This is a genomic window from Nocardioides conyzicola (assembly GCF_039543825.1).
Lineage (GTDB): Bacteria > Actinomycetota > Actinomycetes > Propionibacteriales > Nocardioidaceae > Nocardioides > Nocardioides conyzicola.
Map to the genome: position 1 here is coordinate 1,777,811 of NZ_BAABKM010000002.1, position 21,114 is coordinate 1,798,924.

The 21,114-nt window shown below is 70.6% G+C and carries 22 protein-coding genes and 1 tRNA gene; 13 read left to right on the forward strand and 10 right to left on the reverse strand.

Features of this window, described 5'->3' with window-relative positions; all coding sequences use genetic code 11:
* Positions 1–149 precede the first annotated feature (149 nt).
* The gene (locus ABEA34_RS11690) at positions 150–464 is read right to left on the reverse strand and encodes a hypothetical protein (protein WP_345521436.1); all 315 of its coding nucleotides are present in this window, start codon (positions 462–464) and stop codon (positions 150–152) included.
* A gap of 635 nt (positions 465–1,099) precedes the next feature.
* Between ABEA34_RS11690 and ABEA34_RS11695 the strand changes: the two genes are divergently transcribed.
* Entirely contained in the window at positions 1,100–1,534 is a 435-nt protein-coding gene (locus tag ABEA34_RS11695; RefSeq protein ID WP_345521437.1) for a hypothetical protein, read from the forward strand.
* Positions 1,535–1,836: 302 nt separating this feature from the next.
* Positions 1,837–2,562: a YfbU family protein gene (locus tag ABEA34_RS11700; protein WP_345521438.1), complete on the forward strand. Its 726-nt coding sequence runs from the start codon at positions 1,837–1,839 to the stop codon at positions 2,560–2,562.
* Between the two features lie 217 nt (positions 2,563–2,779).
* On the opposite strand, the gene ABEA34_RS11705 is transcribed toward ABEA34_RS11700, so the two are convergent.
* Positions 2,780–2,862, reverse strand: a tRNA-Leu gene (locus ABEA34_RS11705).
* Positions 2,863–3,003: 141 nt separating this feature from the next.
* On the opposite strand from ABEA34_RS11705, the gene ABEA34_RS11710 reads away from it, so the two are divergent.
* Genes ABEA34_RS11710 through pknB form a run of 7 tightly spaced genes read left to right on the forward strand, consistent with a single transcriptional unit; the run spans position 3,004 to position 11,601 of the window.
* Complete coding sequence (locus tag ABEA34_RS11710) at positions 3,004–3,711, forward strand: FHA domain-containing protein (protein ID WP_345521439.1); 708 nt, start codon at positions 3,004–3,006, stop codon at positions 3,709–3,711.
* A 13-nt stretch (positions 3,712–3,724) separates the two neighbouring features.
* Positions 3,725–4,201 carry an FHA domain-containing protein FhaB/FipA gene (locus ABEA34_RS11715; RefSeq protein WP_345521440.1) on the forward strand — a complete coding sequence of 159 codons (477 nt, stop codon included), beginning with the start codon at positions 3,725–3,727 and terminating at the stop codon, positions 4,199–4,201.
* A gap of 6 nt (positions 4,202–4,207) precedes the next feature.
* Positions 4,208–5,512, forward strand: coding sequence for a PP2C family protein-serine/threonine phosphatase (locus ABEA34_RS11720; RefSeq protein ID WP_345521441.1), 1,305 nt, complete (start codon positions 4,208–4,210; stop codon positions 5,510–5,512).
* Position 5,513: 1 nt separating this feature from the next.
* Complete coding sequence (locus ABEA34_RS11725; RefSeq protein WP_345521442.1) at positions 5,514–6,941, forward strand: FtsW/RodA/SpoVE family cell cycle protein; 1,428 nt, start codon at positions 5,514–5,516, stop codon at positions 6,939–6,941.
* Positions 6,938–8,413 (forward strand): peptidoglycan D,D-transpeptidase FtsI family protein, encoded by a 1,476-nt coding sequence (locus tag ABEA34_RS11730; protein ID WP_345521443.1) that lies wholly within the window; start codon positions 6,938–6,940, stop codon positions 8,411–8,413. The genes ABEA34_RS11725 and ABEA34_RS11730 overlap by 4 nt, the downstream gene beginning before the upstream one ends.
* On the forward strand, positions 8,410–9,837 hold the full coding sequence (locus ABEA34_RS11735) for a serine/threonine-protein kinase (protein ID WP_345521444.1): 1,428 nt from the start codon (positions 8,410–8,412) through the stop codon (positions 9,835–9,837). The genes ABEA34_RS11730 and ABEA34_RS11735 overlap by 4 nt, the downstream gene beginning before the upstream one ends.
* A gap of 12 nt (positions 9,838–9,849) precedes the next feature.
* The gene (gene pknB / locus ABEA34_RS11740) at positions 9,850–11,601 is read left to right on the forward strand and encodes a Stk1 family PASTA domain-containing Ser/Thr kinase (RefSeq protein WP_345521445.1); all 1,752 of its coding nucleotides are present in this window, start codon (positions 9,850–9,852) and stop codon (positions 11,599–11,601) included.
* On the opposite strand, the gene ABEA34_RS11745 is transcribed toward pknB, so the two are convergent.
* Positions 11,598–12,383, reverse strand: coding sequence for a DUF881 domain-containing protein (locus ABEA34_RS11745; protein ID WP_345521446.1), 786 nt, complete (start codon positions 12,381–12,383; stop codon positions 11,598–11,600). The genes pknB and ABEA34_RS11745 overlap by 4 nt on opposite strands.
* Before the next feature lie 104 nt (positions 12,384–12,487).
* On the opposite strand from ABEA34_RS11745, the gene ABEA34_RS11750 reads away from it, so the two are divergent.
* Positions 12,488–12,943 carry a cell division protein CrgA gene (locus ABEA34_RS11750; protein ID WP_345521447.1) on the forward strand — a complete coding sequence of 152 codons (456 nt, stop codon included), beginning with the start codon at positions 12,488–12,490 and terminating at the stop codon, positions 12,941–12,943.
* A gap of 182 nt (positions 12,944–13,125) precedes the next feature.
* On the opposite strand, the gene ABEA34_RS11755 is transcribed toward ABEA34_RS11750, so the two are convergent.
* Both ABEA34_RS11755 and ABEA34_RS11760 read right to left on the reverse strand, forming a co-directional pair.
* Positions 13,126–14,040 carry a rhomboid family intramembrane serine protease gene (locus ABEA34_RS11755; RefSeq protein ID WP_345521448.1) on the reverse strand — a complete coding sequence of 305 codons (915 nt, stop codon included), beginning with the start codon at positions 14,038–14,040 and terminating at the stop codon, positions 13,126–13,128.
* A 19-nt stretch (positions 14,041–14,059) separates the two neighbouring features.
* Positions 14,060–14,572: a peptidylprolyl isomerase gene (locus ABEA34_RS11760; protein WP_345521449.1), complete on the reverse strand. Its 513-nt coding sequence runs from the start codon at positions 14,570–14,572 to the stop codon at positions 14,060–14,062.
* A gap of 160 nt (positions 14,573–14,732) precedes the next feature.
* Between ABEA34_RS11760 and ABEA34_RS11765 the strand changes: the two genes are divergently transcribed.
* Positions 14,733–15,407: a hypothetical protein gene (locus tag ABEA34_RS11765; RefSeq protein WP_345521450.1), complete on the forward strand. Its 675-nt coding sequence runs from the start codon at positions 14,733–14,735 to the stop codon at positions 15,405–15,407.
* 3 nt (positions 15,408–15,410) lie between these two features.
* Here ABEA34_RS11765 and ABEA34_RS11770 read toward each other — a convergent pair whose 3' ends face one another.
* The 5 genes from ABEA34_RS11770 to ABEA34_RS11790 are packed head-to-tail and all read right to left on the reverse strand — an operon-like array spanning position 15,411 to position 19,472.
* A complete protein-coding gene (locus ABEA34_RS11770) occupies positions 15,411–16,439 on the reverse strand; it encodes a 1-acyl-sn-glycerol-3-phosphate acyltransferase (protein WP_345521451.1) in 1,029 nt (342 codons plus the stop codon).
* A complete protein-coding gene (locus tag ABEA34_RS11775) occupies positions 16,436–17,266 on the reverse strand; it encodes a patatin-like phospholipase family protein (RefSeq protein WP_345521452.1) in 831 nt (276 codons plus the stop codon). Before ABEA34_RS11775 ends, ABEA34_RS11770 begins: the two co-directional genes overlap by 4 nt.
* A gap of 7 nt (positions 17,267–17,273) precedes the next feature.
* Positions 17,274–17,618: a DUF3817 domain-containing protein gene (locus ABEA34_RS11780; RefSeq protein ID WP_345521453.1), complete on the reverse strand. Its 345-nt coding sequence runs from the start codon at positions 17,616–17,618 to the stop codon at positions 17,274–17,276.
* A gap of 9 nt (positions 17,619–17,627) precedes the next feature.
* On the reverse strand, positions 17,628–18,377 hold the full coding sequence (locus ABEA34_RS11785; protein WP_345521454.1) for an SURF1 family protein: 750 nt from the start codon (positions 18,375–18,377) through the stop codon (positions 17,628–17,630).
* Between the two features lie 51 nt (positions 18,378–18,428).
* The gene (locus ABEA34_RS11790; RefSeq protein WP_345521455.1) at positions 18,429–19,472 is read right to left on the reverse strand and encodes an Ig-like domain repeat protein; all 1,044 of its coding nucleotides are present in this window, start codon (positions 19,470–19,472) and stop codon (positions 18,429–18,431) included.
* 186 nt (positions 19,473–19,658) lie between these two features.
* Between ABEA34_RS11790 and ABEA34_RS11795 the strand changes: the two genes are divergently transcribed.
* Together ABEA34_RS11795 and ABEA34_RS11800 are read left to right on the forward strand one after the other, a co-directional pair.
* The gene (locus ABEA34_RS11795; protein WP_345521456.1) at positions 19,659–20,378 is read left to right on the forward strand and encodes a FadR/GntR family transcriptional regulator; all 720 of its coding nucleotides are present in this window, start codon (positions 19,659–19,661) and stop codon (positions 20,376–20,378) included.
* Complete coding sequence (locus tag ABEA34_RS11800) at positions 20,375–21,100, forward strand: sterol desaturase family protein (protein WP_345521457.1); 726 nt, start codon at positions 20,375–20,377, stop codon at positions 21,098–21,100. Before ABEA34_RS11795 ends, ABEA34_RS11800 begins: the two co-directional genes overlap by 4 nt.
* The last annotated feature ends 14 nt before the right edge of the window (positions 21,101–21,114 follow it).

Below are 21,114 nucleotides of genomic sequence, written 5' to 3' on the forward strand. Positions count from 1 at the left end.
ATGACCGGCACCGAACACCCCCTCGCCGCCGGCGGTGGTGACCCGATACGCCCCCAAGTCACCGAACGGAGTCGACAACGACTATGACTACCGAGAACGAAGCAAGGCCCGCCGACAGATGTCGGCGGGCCTCGCCGCTGTCGGTCGAACTACAAGGTGGCGCTGCCGGCGTTGTCCCGGACGTTGTCGGCCGCCGTCTGCGCAGCCGACTTGCTGGAGAACGACTCGCCGGACGACGCGACCTTGTCCGACGACTTCCACGCTCGCCACCGGTACTTGTCGCCGTCGTCGAGGTACACCTCGTACCGGGCGGCCTTAGCGCCAGCCTTGAACGCGGCCGCCGCACGCTGAGCGTTCGACGTGGACGCGAACGACTCACCCGCCCACGCGACCTCTCGGTCGTTGTCGGCGTACAACTTCCAGGTGGAGCGCCCACCTGCGTCATTTTCTACAGAGAACCTCACGGCTCTCTCCCTTCTGTTCCGGATCTGATGGAGAGGTGGGTGTCGGCGACATCTCGGGACGTGTAGCCGACACCCAGAGCCGGCGGACCAGGCGGCCCGCCGGCCCTTACTTCCCGCGACGCTTAGACGGCGTCTGGGACAGGGCAGAACCAGCTGCCGTCTTCGCAGCCTTCGGCGACTTCGAGCTGTTCAGCGTCTTGCTTGCCGCCTTCGCGGCCTGCGCGCTGGTCTGTCGCGTGTTCTTGCTCATCCACACCACCTCCTTCCTCGTTCGCTTGCGCGGAGCACGAGGAGGTGGTGGTATCCGGAGTGCATCACCCCGCATAGAGACCTTCACCTGTCTCGTGCGCCTCAGCGCCCGGCCGGCCAGCCGGGCGTTTTGGCTTTTCCGCTCTTCTTTTCGCGGACCCACTGTTGCGGACCAATGTCAGTGAACACCTCTCGGACCCCGCTCCCGTGAAGCGCTACTGGCGTGTCTCGCCAATTTCCGCGTCAATTCGCGCTTAAACACGCCGATGTAGTTCGGCGTTTCTGCGCCTATCGACCGCACTCTTCCCGGAGAATTGTCAGCACTTGAAGCGAAGTGGGCGAACGTCACTGACCTTCTTCGCGCGTACAACCGGACGGAAGCGGACATGGCTGAGATCGACGAAGACACCGAGTTCGAGATCGCCGAGTACTGCGCACGGCTGTCGTGCAAGAAGCTCATCGTTCAGACACCAGGGCGGGGACGACGACGTGAGTACTGCTCCGAGACGTGCCGGCGAGGCGCGGATCGTGAGTACAAGCGTGCGAAGAACCTCGTCGAGCACTTCGAACGAGTGCTCCGCAAGACCCGCTACGAGGTCGCCGCGTACGGGCGCAACGGGGAGGACGAGATGCTCGAGACGGTGGACGCGGCTGCGCACCGACAAGCAACGGCGCGGTCAGCAGTCAGCCGGGCGCAGGGCGTGTTGCAGTACACCAGCGAGGTGGAGGACCGGTTCCGCGACGAGCTACGCATGCTGGTCGAGGCAGTAGAGCCACTCACGTCGGACCCGGGTGCCGACGGGGTTGCCCGGAGCGCCTGACAGCCTGGACATGGGGCGCTTCCTGTGGCCCCACTCCCCCGAAGCAAGACACGTGGAGACCCACGACTCCGCGGTTGGTCCTGATCGGACGGGTCCCAAAGACCCGTTGCTGGCCCGTTCACGTCGACCCAAACGCGTTCCGCAGCCGGAAGTGACGGGGCCGTTCTTGCAGCAGTCTCGTTGGTGGCAATGCGCTGACCATGCCAAGCCATCCCGACACACCAGGACAGGTTCGTCATACTGACCTACAATGTGTGTACTGTACGACACGCCGAACACTGTACGACAGCACGGAGGTCAGAATGCCCACGATCACGATCCGCGTCAGCGATGACGTTCGCGACGACATAGAGGACCTGGCGACCGCACGGGGCATGACGGTCAGCGAGCTGCTGCGCACGCAGATCGACGCGCTGCGCGGACGCGGCGAAGAAACGGACGGTCCCACCACCCCACTCGCGCTCGGGGACGTCCAGCGCCTCATCCTGAGCCAGCAGCACGAGATCCTCGCCGCGCTTCGCGCTGATGACCCGGGCGACGTCGAGTACCACCAGAAGCGGATGGCGGCACTCCAGGGGGGCTACACGCTCGAGTACTCCGACGAGTTCGCGTCGATCTCGCCGGAGTTGTCCCGCGAGGACTGTCGACTCGTGATGGACATCCTCGACATGTTCCGACTCACCAGCCACGCCCTCACCCAGCTCAGCGACGACGAACGAGTCGCTCTGGGCGAGGACGTCCGCGAGACGCTCGAGTTCAACGGCTTCGACCTCAATGACACGCTCGAGGGACACATGCTCGAGTACGTCCGGTACTTGGTGAGCAACCGACGGTGGGCTGAGGTCGAGCCGCGGCTCAGCGACATGTACGACGGAGGGAACTCCCACTGCCCGATGCTCCCGATGTACAAGCGGATGCTGACAGTCCACCAGCAGATCCGCGCACAGCGGCGAGCCGACCGCGGCGCTTCTCGAAGCGTCTACGAGTACGACGCCGACGACCTGCGCGCCATCGCCGCTGCCGGTTAGGCCATACAGCCTCAACGGCCTCCACGAGCTGTTGCAGACGAGGTGCGGTGTCGCTGTCTCGTCCCGATGGACGCCGGATCGGGTTGGTGACACGCACACGGCGAAACTGCCTGGTCCGAACTATCGCGTCGGGACTTCGGCCGGACACAGTAAGGGCCAGGTCTCATAGACCTGGCCCTTCTCTGTACAACCAAACGGGAGAAATCCCGCTTACACGTGCGCGAGGGGGGATTTGAACCCCCACGCCCTTTCGGACACTGGCACCTGAAGCCAGCGCGTCTGCCGTTCCGCCACTCGCGCGTGAAGCGGGCCAAGGTTATCCCAGCGCTCGGGTTTGCCCCAAACCGGGGCGAGGGCATACCTCGTCGGGATCGTCGACCCCGATACGATCGTCGGAGCCCGGCCGGGCCGGACTGGTGACAGCGAAGGAAGGGGGGCGACGTGGGTGGACTCCAGCGTCTGGAGAACAGGCTCGAGCAGATGATCTCGGGCGCGTTCGCCCGGGCCTTCCGCTCGGCGGTGCAGCCCGTCGAGATCGCCGCCGCGCTCCAGCGCGAGTGCGACAACAACGCCCAGATCCTCTCCCGGGACCGTCGGCTGGTCCCGAACGACTTCCACGTGGAGCTCTCGGGGACCGACCTGGACCGGCTGGCGCCGTACGACAGCGCGCTCGCCGACGAGCTCGTCCGACAGCTGCGCGACCACGCCGACGAGCAGAGCTACGTCTTCCCGGGGCCGGTGAGCATCGCGTTCGACCCGGCCGAGGACCTCACCACCGGCCGGTTCCGGATCCGCAGCCGCGCGCAGGCGAAGGTCACCAGCGACGCCACCGCCACCCAGGTCGGCCGCGCGCGGGCGTTCCTCGAGGTCAACGGCACCCGGCACCCGCTGCAGCCCCCCGGGCTGGTCGTCGGCCGCGGCACCGAGGCGGACCTGCGCATCAACGACCCGGGCGTGAGCCGGCGGCACATCGAGTTCACCGTCACCGGTGGCGGCGAGCGCGGGATCGCGCTCGAGGTCCACGACCTCGGCTCGACCAACGGCATGCTCGTCGATGGCCACCGGATCACCCACACCGGGCTGCGCGACGGCTCCGAGGTGCGCATCGGCACCACCACGCTCGTCGTCCGTGTCCTCGAGGAGCGGTGAGGATGGTCGCCCCATGTCTGAGCTGACGCTGTTCCTGATCCGGATCGCCTATCTCGCGATCCTCTGGATCTTCGTGCTGTCCGCCATCTCGGTGATCCGCTCGGACATGTTCGGCGCACGCGTGCCGGAGGCGGCGCGCGGCGGCGGCGGCAAGGCCCCGAAGCCGGCCAAGCAGCCCAAGCCCGGCAAGCGGCGCACCGTCCCCACCCACGCGATCGTCACCGAGGGCTCCAACGTCGGCGAGCGCGCCGAGCTCTCGCAGGGCCCGGTGCTGATCGGGCGCGGGAGCGACGCCGCCATCCGCCTCGACGACGACTACGTCTCGACGCGGCACGCCCGGATCGCCGCGTCCGGCGACCAGTGGTTCGTCGAGGACCTCGGCTCGACCAACGGCACCTTCGTCGGCACCGTCCGGATCACCCAGCCGACCACGATCACCATGGGCACCCAGGTACGGGTCGGCAAGACGATCATCGAGCTCAGGAAGTAGCCGGGGATGTCCGACCAGCCGCCTGAGGCAGCGCTGCCACGGCTGCGCCTCGACTACGGCGCCGTGTCCGACGTCGGCCGGGTCCGTCGCGACAACCAGGACTCCGGGTACGCCGGGCCGTGGCTCCTCGCCGTCTGTGACGGCGTCGGCGGCGCCGCCCGCGGCGACATCGCCTCGGCCACCGCCATCACCCAGCTGCGGCGCCTCGACGAGCCCCCCGGCAGCGACTCCGCCGAGGAGCTGCTCGGACGCGTGGCAGGTGCCATCCACCGGGCCCACGACCGGCTCGTCGAGCTCGTCGACGAGGACCCCGCCCTCAGCGGCACCAGCACGACCGCCACCGTGCTCGCCTTCGACGGCACCCGCCTCGGCATCGGGCACGTGGGCGACAGCCGGGCCTACCTCTACCGCGACGGCGCGATCCGCCAGCTGACCGTCGACCACACCTTCGTGCAGACCCTCATCGACGAGGGCCGGATCACGGAGGAGGAGGCGCGGGTCCACCCGCACCGCAACCTGATCATGCGCGCGATCGACGCGGTCAGCGACAGCGAGCCCGACCTCTTCGTGCTCGACATCGGGCCCGGCGACCGGCTGCTGGTCTGCAGCGACGGCGCCTGCGGCGTCCTGACGGACGGTCGGATGGCCGACATCCTCTCCTCCGGCAGCCCGGAGTACGCCGCGGTCGAGCTGGTCCGCGCCAGCCTCGAGGCCGGCAGCAGCGACAACGTGACCTGCGTGGTGGCCGACGTCCTCGCGGCCGACGACGCGGCCCCCGTGGCCGAGGCGCTGGTCGTCGGCGCCGCTGCCGAGCGCCGCCTGCAGCGCGGCCGCACCGGCGGCCTCTTCCGCGGGCACCGCTCGGGCGACACCGGTGAGCTCGACCCGGTGCCGGCCGACCTGCCCGAGGGCGCGCCGTACGACGCCATCGACTCCGACCCGGAGGCGGTGCGCTACGCGCCCCGGCCGCCGCGCCGCTACGCCTGGGCCAAGCGCCTCTTCGCCGCGGCCGTCGCCGTCGGCATCGCCTGGGTCGGGCTGGCCGCCCTGTGGTCGTGGTCCCAGCACCAGTACTACGTCGGGGAGCAGGACGGCGCGGTCGTCATCTTCCGCGGCGTCAACGCCTCCGTCGGTGGCTTCGACCTCTCCGAGCCCTACCAGACCACCGACGTCGAGCTCGACCGCCTGTCCGACTTCGACGCGGGCAAGGTGCGCGACGGGATCGACGCGACCGACCTCGCGGACGCCCAGAAGGCGGTCCAGCGCCTCGCCAGCAACCAGCAGCCCGCCACCACGGCGACGGACGGCTGAGATGGCTCAGACCACGAGGAACCAGTCCTCGACCCTCATGGGGTTCGTGCACCGCCGACGCCGCGGTGCCGAGCTCTTCCTGCTGGTCCTGGCGCTCGCCGTCGGCATCGGTGCGTACGCCGCGGTCGGCATCGGCGTCCAGGGTGAGGTCCCGGCCGACCTCCTCGGGTACGGCGGCTGGCTGGCCGCCCTCGTCATCGGCGCGCACGTGGTGATCCGCCTGGTCGCGCCGTACGCCGACCCCGTGCTGCTGCCGGTGGTCGCGGCGCTCAACGGGCTCGGCCTCGCGGTCATCCACCGCATCGACCTCGCCAAGGAGGCCGCCGGCGACGCCGACGGGTTCGCCCGGCAGCAGCTCATCTGGATGACGCTCGGCGTCATCCTCTTCGTGGTCAGCCTCGTGGCGATCCGCGACCACCGCGTGCTCCAGCGCTTCACCTACACCAGCGGCCTCGCCGCCATCGCGCTCCTGCTGATGCCGCTGTTGCCGGGCATCGGCCGCACCATCAACGGCGCCCGGATCTGGATCCACCTCGGCCCGTTCAGCTTCCAGCCCGGTGAGCTCGCCAAGGTGCTGCTGGTGATCGCGTTCGCCGGCTACCTGGTGCTGCACCGCGACGCCCTGGCCCTCGCCGGGCGCCGCGTGCTCTTCGTCGACCTGCCGCGCGGCCGCGACCTCGGACCGATCCTCGCGATGTGGCTGGTCAGCCTCGGCATCCTGGTCTTCCAGCACGACCTCGGCTCGAGCCTGCTCTTCTTCGGCCTCTTCCTGATCATGCTCTACGTCTCCACCGAACGGCCCGGTTGGCTGGTCGTCGGCGGGCTGATGTTCGTCGGCGGCGCGACGCTCGCCTACTTCCTCTTCGGGCACGTCCGGATCCGCTTCGACATCTGGCAGCACCCGTTCGACTTCTACGGCCCGGGCACCAGCGACAAGGCCTTCCAGCCGGTCGAGGCCAGGTTCGGCATGGGCTGGGGTGGCCTGATCGGGCGCGGCTTCGGCGACGGTGACCCCAACCGGGTGCCCTACGCCAACTCCGACTTCATCCTCTCCTCGATCGGTGAGGAGCTCGGCCTGACCGCCGTCATGGCGGTGCTGATGATTTACGGCCTGATCGTCGAGCGCGCGCTGCGCACCGCGCTGATCTGCCGCGACGCCTTCGGCAAGCTGGTCGCCACCGGTCTCGGCAGCGCGATCGCGCTGCAGGTCTTCGTCGTCGTCGGCGGCGTCACCGGGCTCATCCCGCTCACCGGTCTCACCACGCCGTTCCTCTCGTACGGCGGTTCCTCCCTCGTCGCCAACTGGGTGATCATCGCGTTGCTGCTCCGCATCTCCGACCAGGCCAGGCGCCCGCTGCCGTCGATCTCCGACGACACCACCGCCATCAGCACCGACGACACCCAGGTGGTCAAGGTGGTGAACGCGTGAACAAGCCGATCCGCACGGTCTCGATCTTCTGCCTGCTGCTCTTCGTGGCGCTGATGGTCAACGCCACCTACCTGCAGTACTGGAAGGCCGGGGCGCTCAACGACAACCCGCTCAACCGGCGCGTGCAGGTGGCGGCCTACTCCCAGGAGCGCGGCGCGATCCTGCTGCCCGGCCGCAACCCGGTGGCCGAGAGCGTGAAGTCCCACGACGAGTACAAGTTCCAGCGCACCTACCCCAAGCCGCTGCAGTACGCGCCGATCACCGGCTACTTCTCCTACTACGGCGCCACCGGCATCGAGCGGTCCCGCAACTCGGTGCTCTCCGGCGACGACCCGCGGCTGTTCGTCAACAACTTCGTCGACCTGCTCAGCAGCGACCCGCCGAAGGGCGGCAACGTCACGCTGACGATCGACCCCAAGGCGCAGCAGGCGGCGTACGACGGGCTCGCGGCCCTCGGCGACGGCGTGCAGGGCTCCGTGGTGGCGCTCGAGCCGGCCACCGGCAAGGTGCTCGCGATGGTGTCTCTGCCGACCTTCGACCCCAACAAGCTGGCGTCGCACGACCTGTCGGCGGTCGCGAAGCGGGCCAAGCAGCTCAACGACGACCCGACCGAGCCGCTGCTCAACCGGGCGATCCAGACCCGACTGCCCCCCGGCTCGACGTTCAAGGTCGTCACCGCCGCGGCCGCGATCGACAAGGGCCTGTACGACGCCGACTCCGAGGTGCCCGGCGGCGTGACCTACCAGCTCCCGCTGACCAGCGGCGAGAGCGGCGTGATCGACAACGAGGGCCGCAGCTGCGGCGCCAACGGCGCCAAGATCCCGTTCGCCCAGGCGATGGAGCAGTCCTGCAACACCACGTTCGCCCAGCTCGCGGGCGAGGTCGGCGCCGAGGACATGGCCAAGACCGCCGACGGGTTCGGGTTCAACCAGCACTACTTCGACGACCTGTCGCCGCAGGCCATCTCGGTCTTCCCGGAGGACCTCAACAAGGCCCAGCTCGGCCAGACCGGCTTCGGCCAGTTCGAGGTGGCCGCGACCCCGCTGCAGATGGCCATGGTCGCCGCCGGCCTCGCCAACGACGGCTCCGTGATGAAGCCCTACCTGGTCGACGAGGAGCAGTCGGCCGACCTCAACGTGCTCAGCAAGACGGACCCCGAGAAGTTCTCCCAGGCCGTCTCGGCCACCACCGCCAACGAGGTCACCAAGCTGATGGTCAGCACGGTCGACAACGGCACCGCGTCGCCGGGTGCGATCCCCGGCATCTCGGTCGCCGGCAAGACCGGCACCGCCCAGAGCGGGATCGACGACGTGCCGCCGTACGCCTGGTACATCTCGTTCGCACCGGCCGACAACCCCGAGGTCGCCGTGGCCGTGATGATCCAGAAGGCCGACATCCCCCGCGGTGAGATCGCGGGTGGCGTCTACGGCGGCCCCATTGCCAAGGCAGTCATGGAAGCGGTGATCAGGTGAGCCAGACACCCCACGGGTTCGCGGACGACTCCCGGCGCTACCGGCTCGACTCCCGGATCGCGACCGGCGGCATGGGCGAGGTGTGGCGCGCGACCGACACCCTCCTCGACCGGCAGGTCGCGGTGAAGCTGCTCAAGACCGAGTTCGCCGACAACCCGACCTTCCGGGTGCGCTTCGAGTCCGAGGCGCAGCACGCCGCCTCGCTGCACCACCCCAACATCGCCACCGTGTACGACGTCGGCGAGGCGTCCATGACCGACGGCTCGCGCTCCCGCCGGCCCTACCTGGTGATGGAGCTCGTCGACGGTCAGCCACTGTCGGCCGTGATGCGCCCCGACGTACCTATGGACCCGCTGGCGGTCCGCGAGCTCCTCGCCCAGGCGGCCGACGGTCTCGGCGCCGCCCACGCCAACGGCATCGTGCACCGCGACGTGAAGCCGGCCAACCTGATCGTCACCCCCGACCGGCAGATCAAGGTGACCGACTTCGGCATCGCCCGCGCAGCCGAGGGGGTCGGGCTCACCAGCACCGGCGAGGTGATGGGCACCCCGCAGTACCTCTCCCCCGAGCAGGCCCAGGGGCTGACCGCGTCCCCGGCGTCCGACGTCTACTCGTTGGGCGTCGTGGCGTTCGAGTGCCTGGTCGGCCGCCGGCCGTTCGTCGGCGAGACCGCGGTCGCGACCGCGCTCGCCCACCTGCGCGAGCCCGTGCCGGACCTGCCGCCGTCGGTCCCCGCCGACCTCGCCGCCGTCGTACGCCGGGCGCTGGCGAAGGACCCCGCCGAGCGCTTCGCCGACGGCAGCGCCTTCGCGGCCGCCCTGCGCAGCCCGGCGACCGCCGCCACCCAGGTCGTCGCGCCGCGGGCCCCCGAGCCCGCCACCCAGGTGATCGCACCGGTGCCGCCGCCGGTCGCCCCGCCGCCGCCGATGACGTACGAGGAGGAGCGCTCCGGCTGGGGGTGGGCGATCGCTGCCGTGATCGCGATCGTGGTGGTCGTCGCCGTCATCATCCTGCTGCTGACGCAGAACGGCGACGACACGGGACCCGACGAGGAGCAGACCCCGACCCCGACGCCGTCGTCGTCGGCGCCCTCGTCGCCCAGCGAGCCCACCTCGAGCGCGACCGAGGACACCACGGTGCGCATCGACGAGAGCCAGTACGTCGACCGGCCGCTCGCCGACGTCCAGCGCGAGCTCGCCGACCTGGGCCTGCGCGTGAACACCGAGCGGATCGACAACCCCGGCGACCAGATCGAGGGCGACGTCGAGAGCGTCAACCCGACCGGTGCGTTGCAGGTCGGCGACACCGTCAACGTGACGTTCTGGGGACCGGTGCCGCCGGAGTCGCCGAGCGAGTCGGCATCGGAGTCGCCGAGCGAGTCCCCGTCCGAGTCCCCGTCCGACAGCACCTCCCCGAGCAGCTAAGGCAAGGTCACCGTGAACAACCAACAGCCGATCGTCGTCGGCGGGCGCTACGAGCTCGGCGAGCTCCTCGGCCGCGGCGGGATGGCCGAGGTCCGCAAGGGTGTCGACACGCGCCTCGGCCGGGTCGTGGCCGTCAAGCGGCTGCGCACCGACCTGGCCAGCGACGCGACCTTCCAGGCACGGTTCCGGCGCGAGGCGCAGTCGGCCGCGTCGCTCAACCACCCGGCGATCGTCGCCGTCTACGACACCGGTGAGGAGCCCGCGGCCGACGGCTCCGGGATCTCCCAGCCCTACATCGTCATGGAGTACGTCGCCGGCCGCACCCTGCGCGACATCCTCCGCGAGGGCCGCAAGATCCTGCCCGAGCGGGCCCTCGAGATCACCAGCGGCGTCCTCTCCGCCCTCGACTACAGCCACCGCGCGGGGATCATCCACCGCGACATCAAGCCCGGCAACGTGATGCTCACGCCGAGCGGCGACGTCAAGGTGATGGACTTCGGCATCGCCCGCGCGATCAGCGACGCGTCCTCGACGATGACCCAGACCGCGGCCGTGGTCGGCACCGCCCAGTACCTCTCCCCCGAGCAGGCCCGCGGCGAGACCGTCGACTCCCGCTCGGACGTCTACTCCGCCGGCTGCCTGGTCTACGAGCTCCTCACCGGTCGGCCGCCGTTCGTCGGCGACAGCCCGGTCGCGGTCGCCTACCAGCACGTCCGCGAGCCCGCCGTACCCCCGTCGGACCACGACACCTCCCTCCCGCCCGAGGTCGACGCGATCGTGCTCAAGGCACTCGCCAAGCGCCTCGAGGACCGCTACCAGTCGGCCGCGGCGATGCGCAGCGACATCGAGCGCTACCTGGGTGGCCGTCCGGTGCAGGCGCCGATCCCGCCGCCGGTCGTCGCCGCGCCCCCGATCCCGCCGCCCACCGCGACGACCGCGGTCGTGACGTCGTACGACGAGGAGGAGCCGCGCAGCCGCACCGGCCTGATCATCGCGCTCGGCCTGCTGCTGGTGGTGCTGATCGCCGGTGCCGCCTACCTGCTCCCGCGGCTCTTCGAGCGCGCGCCGGACCAGGTGCCGACCCCCAACGTGATCAACAAGACCGAGAAGCAGGCGCGCGCGCTGATCGGCGACGCCGGCCTCGCGGTCGGGTCCATCGACCGGGAGAACAGCAGCGAGGTCGCCGCCGGCCGGGTGATCCGGCAGGACCCGGACCCCGACACGTACGTCGACCCGGACGCCAAGGTCGACCTGGTGGTCTCGCTCGGCAAGCCGCAGATCGAGGTGCCGTTCCTGATCGGGCAGGACAAGAAGGACGCCGAGGCCACGCTCGTCTCCCAGGGCTTCGACGTGGAGCTCAAGAAGGAGGAGTCGGACGAGGACAAGGACACGGTGACCCGCACCGAGCCCGCGCAGGGCACCACGGTGGCCGAGGGCACCCGGATCGTCGTCTACTTCTCCGACGGGCGCGAGAAGGTGCCCGACGTGGTGGGCAAGCAGCAGGCCGCGGCCGAGACCGCGATCCGCAACGCCGGCTTCGAGCCTCGGGTGATCGAGCAGTCCGACACCACCGAGCCGGCCGGCACCGTGATCGACCAGAGCCCGCGCGCCGGCGAGACGCCGTCCGAGGGCTCGACGGTCACGATCGTCGTGTCCAGCTTCGTGGAGCCCACCGAGACGCCGACCCCGAGCGACACCCCGACGGTGGACCCGACCGAGACGCCGGTGATCCCACCGGTGCAGCGGTCGGCGCGACCTCGTTAGCTCGTGGACCCCTTCAGCGGGGTCGCGTAGTTGAGGTCGGTCAGGCCGTCGTACGCCGGCGCTGTCAGGAGCGCCTCGACCGTGAGGTTCCAGCCGACGGCGATGTCGGGGTCGTCCGCGTCGTCGCGGTAGGCCTGGACGTAGGAGTCGTCGTCGACGGCGGCGAGCAGGGCGGTCTGGTCGCCGACGGCCTGGATGACGTAGGGCTGGGGGTAGGGCACGCCCTGCAGCTGCACGGAGTTGCCCTCGCACTTGATGCCGGTCGTCGAGACCACGCGCTGGCCCTGGATGGTCACCGCGGTGGCGCCGCCCTTCCAGAGCGCGTTGACGACGGCCTGGATGTCCTGCTGGTGCACCAGCAGCGGGTTGACGTTGCCGGTCGTCGAGTTGATGACGTCCTCGGGCGCGTCGGACAGCACGATCGTCACGCCCGGACCGCGCCGCGCGACGAGTCCGGCCGGGTCGCTGAGCGACGAGATCTCACGCTGGTAGCGGGAGAGCTCGCGGTCGCTGACCTTGGTGCTGAGCATGGTCACCTGGGCGTTGAGCGCCGCGACGCGGTCGCGCAGGTCGGCGTAGCTGTCCGCCTCGTCCTGGACCAGCGAGGCCAGGTCGGTGTAGCGGCCCGGCCGGAGGTCCGTGCCCTCGCTGTTGTTGGCGGAGACCACGAAGAGACCTCCGCACGCCAGCACCACCAGCGGCGTACCGAGGCGCCAGAGACGGTGGCGACGGCGCACCGGGTCGCCCGACCCGGAGGACCTCGCGTGGGATCCGGTGCTCACGTTGACTAAGGTATCCCGGAGTCCGTCCCAGCCCGGTACGGACGAGAGCATGGCCTCCACCACGCGAGGCCCCGCACGACCTCACGAACCATCCAGGAGCACCCGTGTCCAAGCTCAAGGCCAAGGACCCCCTCGCCCCCGACCGGGGCCCGATGGCGGCGCCGCGCTTCATCGTCGCGCTGGTCCTGATGGTGCTCGGCATCGCCTGGATCGCGTACTACTACATCGTCTTCGACCCGACGGCGTTCCCGGCGAAGGACGGCGGCTCGCCGACGTTCATGGGCGACCTCGGTGACTGGAACTACCTGATCGGCTTCGGGCTGCTCTTCGTCGGCCTGATCGTGTCGGCGCACCCGTCGACCCCGCTGGGCCGCGGCCGCGGCGTCGTGGTCGGCATGCTCGGCTGCTTCATCGTGGGGCTGCTCTGGATCTGCACCTACTACGTCTTCAGCAACGACCTCAGCAGCATCCCGGTCTTCGACGACCTCGGCCAGAAGAACCTGGTCGTCGGCATCGCCTTCATGGCGGTCGGCTTCACCTTCGCCACGCGCTGGGAGTGAGGGCGCGCCGTACCTGTCTCCGACGCCGGTCGGTCCGCGAGGACCGGCCGGCGTCGCTCATTTCTCCACAGCTGTGTGCACAGCTGTGGAGGAACTACAGGCGTGTAGTTCTCCACAGGTGAGTGCACAGCTGTGGACAACTGTCCCGGCTGCGCCGGGGTCGTCGAGTGGGGCGGCGGCCCTCAGGCCAGCGCAGCCGTCCGGGCCACGATCGCCAGGAGCGTCACGACGGTGAGGGCGACCAGGCCCGCGGACTGGTACGCCGTCCGGTGCCGGCGCGGGGCGTAGACCAGGACCCCCGCCACCAGGACGCCGCCGACGAAGCCGCCGACGTGGCCCTGCCACGAGATGTTGCTGATCGTCGCGGTCATCAGGAAGTTGATGGCGAGCAGGACCACGATGCCCTGGACGTTGACCCGGATCTTCAGCGAGACGACGAGCATCGCGCCGAGCAGTCCGAAGATCGCGCCGGACGCACCGACGGTCGGGGTGTACTCGGGGGCGGCCCAGTAGACGAGGGCCGAGCCGGTGAGGGCGCTGATGAAGTAGAGCGCGAGGTAGCGGACCCGGCCGAAGTAGATCTCGAGCTGCGGGCCGAAGAGGTAGAGCGCGAACATGTTGAACGCGATGTGCAGCAGCTGCACGTGGGTGAAGGCGCCGGTGATCAGCTGCCAGTAGGCGCCGTCCGAGACGCCGGGCATCCAGGTCCCGTTGCACGCCGCCTGGCTGACGTGCAGCTGGACGAAGCCGTTCTGCAGGTCGCAGAACCCGCTCGGCCGGAGCGCGAGGAGGTCGACCAGCCGGCTCGACGCGGCCCCGGTGGCCAGGATCGCGATCCACACGGCGACGTTGAGCCCGATCAGGACGAGGGTCGTCGTCGAGGCGTTGGTGGGCCGGAGCCCGCCGTACGCCGTCCGCCCGCTGCGGGTGGACTTCTTGCCCTCGGCCACGCACTCGGGGCACTGGAACCCGACGGCCGCGTCGCGCATGCAGTCGGGGCAGATCGGCCGCTCGCAGCGCTGGCAGCGGATGTGCGACTCCCGACCGGGGTGCCGGTAGCAGGTGGGCACCCCGGCGGGAGCCGGTTGATCGGTCATCGGGAGGTGGTTCGGTCGATCAGGCGCCGACGATCTCGACGGTCTCGATGACGACCGGGTCCTTGGGCTTGTCGCCGGGACCGGTCGGGGTCGTGCCGATGGCGTCGACGACGTCGCGCGACGCCTGGTCGGCGACCTCGCCGAAGATCGTGTGCTTGAAGTTCAGCCACGTCGTCGGTGCGACGGTGATGAAGAACTGCGAGCCGTTGGTGCCCGGCCCGGCGTTGGCCATCGCCAGCAGGTAGGGCTTGTCGAAGGTGAGCTCGGGGTGCGGCTCGTCCTTGAACGTGTAGCCCGGGCCGCCGGTGCCGGTGCCGGTCGGGCAGCCGCCCTGGAGCATGAAGCCCTCGATGACGCGGTGGAAGATCAGGCCGTCGTAGAACGGGCCCGTCTTGCCGTTGCCGGCGTCGTACTCCTTGGTGCCCTGGGCGAGCCCGACGAAGTTGTCGACCGTCAGGGGGGCGTGGTTCGGGAACAGGTTGATCGTGATGTCGCCCCGGTTGGTCTTCAAGATGGCCTGCTGGTCCGCCATGACTGCCTCTCACGTTTGGTGGGTACACCACGGACGTACGCGGTGCTGTTGCCGTCCGATCCTCGCACGGTCGACAAGCAGCCCCGCCGCTGGCCGGGCCTCTGGTTCGGTCACCAGTGACATGATCGAACCAGCCAGAGACACGACGAGAGGAAGCCTCATGGGTCTGCGGAAGAACAAGTCGATCCTCGACCAGGCCGGTGACACGGTCAGCGAGTACGTCGAGCAGGTCAAGCCCCAGCTCGAGGCCGCGTTCGCGACGGCCCGGGACAAGGCCGGGCCGGTCCTCGCGGACGCACGTGACAAGGCCGGGCCGGTGATCGCCGACGCACGAGCGAAGGCGGCGCCGTACGTCGCGGACGCGCGTGACAAGTCCGGTGCCTACATCTCCGACGCGCGCGACAAGGCGGGTCCGGCCATCGCCGCCGGCGCCGCCGTGGCCGCCGAGAAGATCGCGGCCGGTGCGGCCGCCGCTGCCGAGTTCGCGGCGGACGCCGCGGAGTCCGCGGCCGACAAGGTGGCCGAGGTCGCCGAGCCGAAGAAGAAGGGCAGCAAGCTCAAGAAGCTGGTGCTGATCACCGGCCTCGCGGCTGCTGCGGCCTTCGTGGTCTCGCGGCTCAAGGGTGGCAAGCAGAGCGAGAACTGGCAGTCGTCGTACACGCCGACGCCGGCTCCCGCACCGACCCCGGCCCCCACGCACGCAGCCGTGGTGACCGAGGACGACGAGGCCGGCGCCGCGCCCGGCGAGGCGCTCGCCGACAAGGCGGAGTCGCCCCACCCGGTGACCACCCCCGACGACCCGGCCGACGTGGTCGAGGTCGACGACAAGGCGTAGCCGCTAACGCGGACGGGACCGGCCGGTGGCGATGTCCACCGGCCGGTTCTCGTCTATCCAGGCATCGATCCGCTCCCACCACCCGAAGAGCCACTCGATCCGCTCCTCGCGGCCGACCGGGATGTCCGAGCGCGGGATTTGCCACCAGCGCATGATGATCCGCTTGTCCATCGGCAGCTCGCGCCACACCTCACCGACGGTGACCATGTGGTCCAGCCCGGTGTGCGCCACGAGCACGACGTCCGCGTCGGGCGCGGCGTCCAGCGCCGCGAGGAAGCCACCGGGACGCGGCGCCAGCACGTGGATCATCCGCTCGGCGCGCTGCGCCATCCGCTCCATCCCCAGCTTGCGGAGTCGGTCGATCGCCTTCTCCCGGCGGTGCGGGGTGAAGTTGCCGCCCTCCGGGAAGATCACGAACGCGTCGTTGGCGTCGAGCCCGGTCGCCAGGTCGGCGATCTGGGACTCGAGGTCCTGCTCCGGCCCCGGGTTGGGGGTGATGAAGCGGGCGGGGATCCGGCTGAGCACCACCGAGATCATCGGGTCCCACGCCAGGGTGTCCTTGAGGACCACCCGCGGCTCGCGGTCGTACCACGCCATCAGCGTGTGGATCAGCACGAACGAGTCGCCCGGGCCGGCGTGCCGGCAGCAGACCAGGATCGGCCGGCCGGCGTGCTCGAGGGGACCGGGACCCTCGGACTCGATGGTCAGGCGCAGCACCCGCCGGGCCTCGCGGAAGAACACCCACATCGTGCCCTGCACCAGGTCGTAGTGGATGCCCTCGAAGTACGGCGTCCGCAGCCGCCACCCGAAGCCGGACGCGATCCACAGCCCGAGCATCACCACGAGCAGCAGCGCCTCGCAGGTGAGGTAGACGATCACGATCCACAGGAAGCGCAGCGGGCGCAGCCGTCCGGCCACGACGGGCGAGAGCGCGGCCGCGCCGATGAGCCAGAACGGCAGCGTGACCCAGACCAGGACGGCCAGGGCGACCACGGCCGGCGCGACCACGCAGCGCCGCAGCACCCAGATCACGGGCTGAGGTGCTCGTCGAGGTAGGCCACGGTCGCCTCGTAGGTCAGGTCGATCCGCTCCTGCATGCCGGAGAAGTCACGGGTCCCGAGCACGCTGTCGTCCTTGCCGGACGTGCCCCGGGCCGGCAGCACGTGCGCCTCGACGCTGGCCGGGAGCTCCTCGAGCTCGCGGTTGAACCGGTGCCGCCGGGCGATCTCGAAGGAGACCTTGGCGACCTCCCACGGACGCTTGGGCACCGTCAGCGGACGGTCGATCCGGCCGACCTGGAGCACGAAGACCCGCGAGGCACCGAGCTGGACGGCGCGACCGAGCGGGATCGAGTTCACGATGCCGCCGTCGAGGTAGTGCTCGTCACCGACCTTCGCCGGCGGCAGCAGCCCCGGTACGGCGGCGCTCGCGACGACCGCGTCGACGACCGGACCGGAGTCGAACCAGTGCTCGGCGGCCCGCTCGATGCTGGCCGCACACACCTGGAACCGGATGGGCAGCTCCTCGAAGGTGAGGTCGCCGAACTCGTCGACCAGCGCCTGCTTCAGGGGAGCGGACGACCAGAGGTGGGTGCCGGTCGACACGGCCCGGCGCACGGTCCGCAGCGGGCTGTCGCCGTACACGTCGGCGCCACCGGCGGCCGCGCCCTCCCAGAGGGCGGTGAGCTTGGGGATGACCGAGGGGTCGGGGTCCCGCGCGACCATCGCGCCGTTCAGGGCGCCGATGCTGGTGCCGAGGACCAGGTCGGGGGCGATGTCGCGCTCGAAGAGCGCCCGCAGCATGCCGACCTCGACGGCGCCGAGGACGCCACCGCCGCCGAGGACGAAGGCGGTGGTCATGGGCGGGTCACGCTGGAGAGGATGCCACGAGCTCCGGGTTCTCGGCTCGCACCTTCTGGGTGACCTTGTGCTCGACCCAGAAGATCAGCAGCGGGACCAGGCCGGCGATCAGCATCAGCAGCGTGAACGCGACCGACCAGCGCGCCCGGCGGGCCAGGAAGAAGGCCACCACGACGTACACCATGAAGAGCCAGCCGTGGAAGAGCCACATGATGCTGGCGCTCTCGCCGAACTGCTGCAGGCTGCTGCCCTCGGTGGCGAGGTACTTCAGCGGCAGGGCGACGAGCGCGCAGAAGGCGAGCAGCACGCCGACGACCAGGGCCAGCACGCGGTAGGCGTTGAACAGCTTCACGGGGCCAGCCTACGGATCGGTCGAGGCGGCCTCGGCGGACTCCGTCGCGAGCGCCCCTTCCGCTGTCGTGTCCGTCACCCACCGCCACCAGATGAAGGCGGCGAAGAGGCCGAAGAACCACCACTCGATGGCGTAGAGCAGGTTGCGGATCCCGGTGAACGCGCCGACGTCGGGGAGCTGGGAGACGCTCGCCGCGTCCATGCCGGTCTCCGGCTCGGAGGCGACGCCGTACGCACCGTAGAGGTCCTGGTCGACGTGCTGGATGAGGTCGGCGATGCGCAGCTGCGGGAGGACGTCGTCGCTGGGGTCCTGGTCGGTCTCGCCGGTGCCCTCGGGCGGCTGGAGCAGGGCGACCAGGCTGGTCTCGCCGCTCGGCGGCGCCGGGGCGTCGTCCGGGTCCGCGACCCACCCGCGGACGACGGGCAGGGCCGAGTCGCTGCCGTCGACGGTGAGCGGCGTGACCACCCAGTAGCCGTCGTGCCCGTCGTGCTCGCGGCCGGAGACGTAGACCGTGCCGTCCGGCACCCAGGTGCCCGACACCGACACCGGCTGCCCGACCCGGTTGCCGGGGAAGGGGTCGTCGGGTCCCATCACGTCCTCGAGCGGCATCGGGTCGGCGTGGGTGAGGTCGGCGGCCTCGGCGGCGCGATGGGCCTGCCACGCGTCGTACTGCCAGACGCCGAGGCCGCCTGCGATGGCGACGAGGACGACCGCCAACAGGTGCGCGCCCCAGTAGCGCGGGGCGAGCGGACTGGGCACGCCATCAGCGTACGCAGCCCACCCGCCCCGCTCCCGCGGTGGGTTCCGCGCCTACTTCTTGTGCTTCTTGGCCTTCACCACGACGGTCTTGGTCGCCTTGGCGGCGTTGTAGGCCCCCGCCGCCGCGAACGACACCGTCACCTTGTGCTTGCCGGGCTTGAGCTTCGGCAGCGTGAACGTGGCCAGGCCCGAGCGCAGCACGCCCTGCTGCGCGCGCAGCTTGTCCACCGCGAACGTCACCACGCCGCCGACCAGGGCGGTGCCGGACGTGACGTTGACGTACGCCTTCGGGCGCTGGCCCTGCAGGACCTTGCCGGGCAGCGACAGCTTGATGCGCGGGGTGAGCCTGTTGATCTTGACGGCCGCGGTCGTGAAGGGGGGCGGCGTGGCGCCGGCTCCCATGGTGGAGAACAACAGCGACAGGAGCACCGGGTAGGTGACCGTGGCGCTGATCGTGGAGCCCGCGTCGCCACCGGTCGGGGTGTACGACGGCCCGGTCACGCCGATCGGGCCGCCGTTGCGGTTCCACGTCACGACGGGGTCGGACGACAGGCCCAGGCCGAGGCCGCCCATGCCGCTCAGCGCCGCGCCCAGCTCGGTGAGCGAGCTGGGGACCGAGACCGTCAGCGCCCGGCCGACGCCCGGCGTGCCGTTCAGCTTCGGGGTCGCGATGGTGACGGTCAGCGGCGCCGTGGCACCGTCGCCGATGGTCAGGGCACCGGCGCCGACGGCGAGACCCGCCCCGCCCAACAGCGTCGTGATCGAGCAGGTGGCCAGGCCGACGCAGGTCAGTCCGGCCCAACCGCCCATGACCAGGACGCCGTACGTGCCGGCCGGGACCTCCTCCGCGAACGAGGAGGCCGCCACGGGAGTGCCGCCGCCGTCGGGGACGCCGAGAGAGACGGGTCCGGACCCGTCGGAGGGGACCAGCTCGACCGCGCCCGTCACGGGGTGACCCAGGTCGTCGACGAGGGTGAGGGCGATGATCCCGTTGCCCGGGTCGACCGCGTTCGCCGGCGTGGCGACCGCGACGGTACCCAGGATGAGCGCAGCGGCGGCGAACACAGCCGTCAGCCGCGGGAGACGTGAGCGCACAGTGGCTCCTTGGAACTAGGGATTCCCGAGAGGACAGAGTCCGTCCGATTCAATCGGAACCCCAAGGCGTTCCGGGTCAGAACGCCCTGATCCGTCCAGATGGTCCAGACCCGGGTCCGTGACGACGACTCTCATACTGGTCAGACCACTTGACCACCGCCGGTCGGCGTGCCTACGGTGCCTCCCATGCCTCTGCAGCCGGTCCACCGCCGCTCCGTGCCCGACGAGGTCTTCGACCAGGTGCTCGCCGAGGTCGTCGACGGCGGCATCGGCGCCGGCGAGACGCTGCCCAGCGAGCGGCGACTGGCCGAGGTGCTCGGCGTGTCCCGACCCGCCGTGCGCGAGGCCCTGCAGCGGATGACGCAGACTCGGCTGCTCGATGTCCGGCACGGCGGCGCCACCACGGTCCGCGACTTCCGGCGGTACGGCGGCCTCGACCTGCTCCCGCTCCTCCTGGTGCGCGGTGGGGTCATCGACCCGGCGGTCGCCCGCAGCATCCTCGAGGCCCGCCTCGTCGTCGGTCCGGGGGCCGCCGCCCTGGCGGCCGAGCGCGGCGGCCCGGCGCTCGAGGCCCTGCTCGCGGAGACCGTGGACGCGCTGGCCGCGACCGACGACGCCGTCGAGCAACAGCAGCACGCCCTGGCGTACTGGGACCAGGTGGTCGACGCCGCGGACTCGATCGTCTTCCGGCTGATGTTCAACAGCCTGCGCGCGGCCTACGAGCCGGCGCTCGAGGCGCTGGCGCCGCTGATGGCCGCAGAGGTGGGCCAGCCCGGCGCCTACCGGCTGCTCGCCACCGCGATCGGCGCCGGCGACCCGGAGACCGCACGGGCCGCCGCCGACCGGGTGCTGCGGCCCGCGACGACCACCATCCTGTCCGCCCTCGAGGCCCTGGAGGAGTCATGAGCGACGCATCCCCCGACATCGAGCGGCTGGCGGCGCAACGGCTGGCCGCCGACGAGCAGCGCATCACCGGCTCCCGCCGTACCCTCGTCTCCCTCGGTGGCGCCTGGCGGGCCTTCTGGCGGGCGCCGAGCCCCTGGATGATCTCGGCGTTCCTGGTGGCCGCCGTGATCGGGCGCGTCGCAGCGGGCTCCGGGGCGTGGTGGGAGCTGCTGGTCCCCGTCGGTCTGGTCGCGCTCTTCCCGCTGATCGAGTGGGTCATCCACGTCTGCATCCTGCACTGGCGCCCGCGCCGCCTCGGCCCGGTCGAGGTCGACTCGCTGCTCGCCCGCAAGCACCGCGCACACCACGCCGACCCGCGCGACCTGCCGCTGGTGTTCATCCCGTGGCCCGCGCTCGCCTGGCTGCTCCCGTCGTACGTCGTGGTCGCGTGGCTCGCGACACCGACCACGACGAGCATGCTCACCCTGCTGGTCTCCGTCTACGGGATCAAGCTCGGCTACGAATGGACCCACTACCTCGTGCACAGCGACTACCGGCCGCGCAGCCGGTGGTTCCGATCGGTGTGGCGCAACCACCGGCTGCACCACTACAAGAACGAGCACTACTGGTTCACGGTCACCACGGCCGGGACCGCGGACCGGCTGCTCGGCACCTACCCCGATCCCGCGTCGGTCCAGACCTCTCCCACCGTCCGGTCGCTGCACGCGCGCGAAGGGCTCTGAGGGCGGCAGGATCG

Bases quoted from the DNA above. Each gene is read 5' to 3' on its own strand.
- ABEA34_RS11775 (WP_345521452.1), bottom strand. From the start codon at position 17,266: ATGACCACCGCCTTCGTCCTCGGCGGCGGTGGCGTCCTCGGCGCCGTC.
- ABEA34_RS11720 (WP_345521441.1), top strand. From the start codon at position 4,208: ATGTCCGACCAGCCGCCTGAGGCAGCGCTGCCACGGCTGCGCCTCGAC.
- ABEA34_RS11765 (WP_345521450.1), top strand. From the start codon at position 14,733: ATGGGTCTGCGGAAGAACAAGTCGATCCTCGACCAGGCCGGTGACACG.
- ABEA34_RS11725 (WP_345521442.1), top strand. From the start codon at position 5,514: ATGGCTCAGACCACGAGGAACCAGTCCTCGACCCTCATGGGGTTCGTG.
- ABEA34_RS11700 (WP_345521438.1), top strand. From the start codon at position 1,837: ATGCCCACGATCACGATCCGCGTCAGCGATGACGTTCGCGACGACATA.
- ABEA34_RS11760 (WP_345521449.1), bottom strand. From the start codon at position 14,572: ATGGCGGACCAGCAGGCCATCTTGAAGACCAACCGGGGCGACATCACG.
- ABEA34_RS11715 (WP_345521440.1), top strand. From the start codon at position 3,725: ATGTCTGAGCTGACGCTGTTCCTGATCCGGATCGCCTATCTCGCGATC.
- ABEA34_RS11795 (WP_345521456.1), top strand. From the start codon at position 19,659: ATGCCTCTGCAGCCGGTCCACCGCCGCTCCGTGCCCGACGAGGTCTTC.
- ABEA34_RS11800 (WP_345521457.1), top strand. From the start codon at position 20,375: ATGAGCGACGCATCCCCCGACATCGAGCGGCTGGCGGCGCAACGGCTG.
- ABEA34_RS11755 (WP_345521448.1), bottom strand. From the start codon at position 14,040: ATGACCGATCAACCGGCTCCCGCCGGGGTGCCCACCTGCTACCGGCAC.
- ABEA34_RS11695 (WP_345521437.1), top strand. From the start codon at position 1,100: ATGGCTGAGATCGACGAAGACACCGAGTTCGAGATCGCCGAGTACTGC.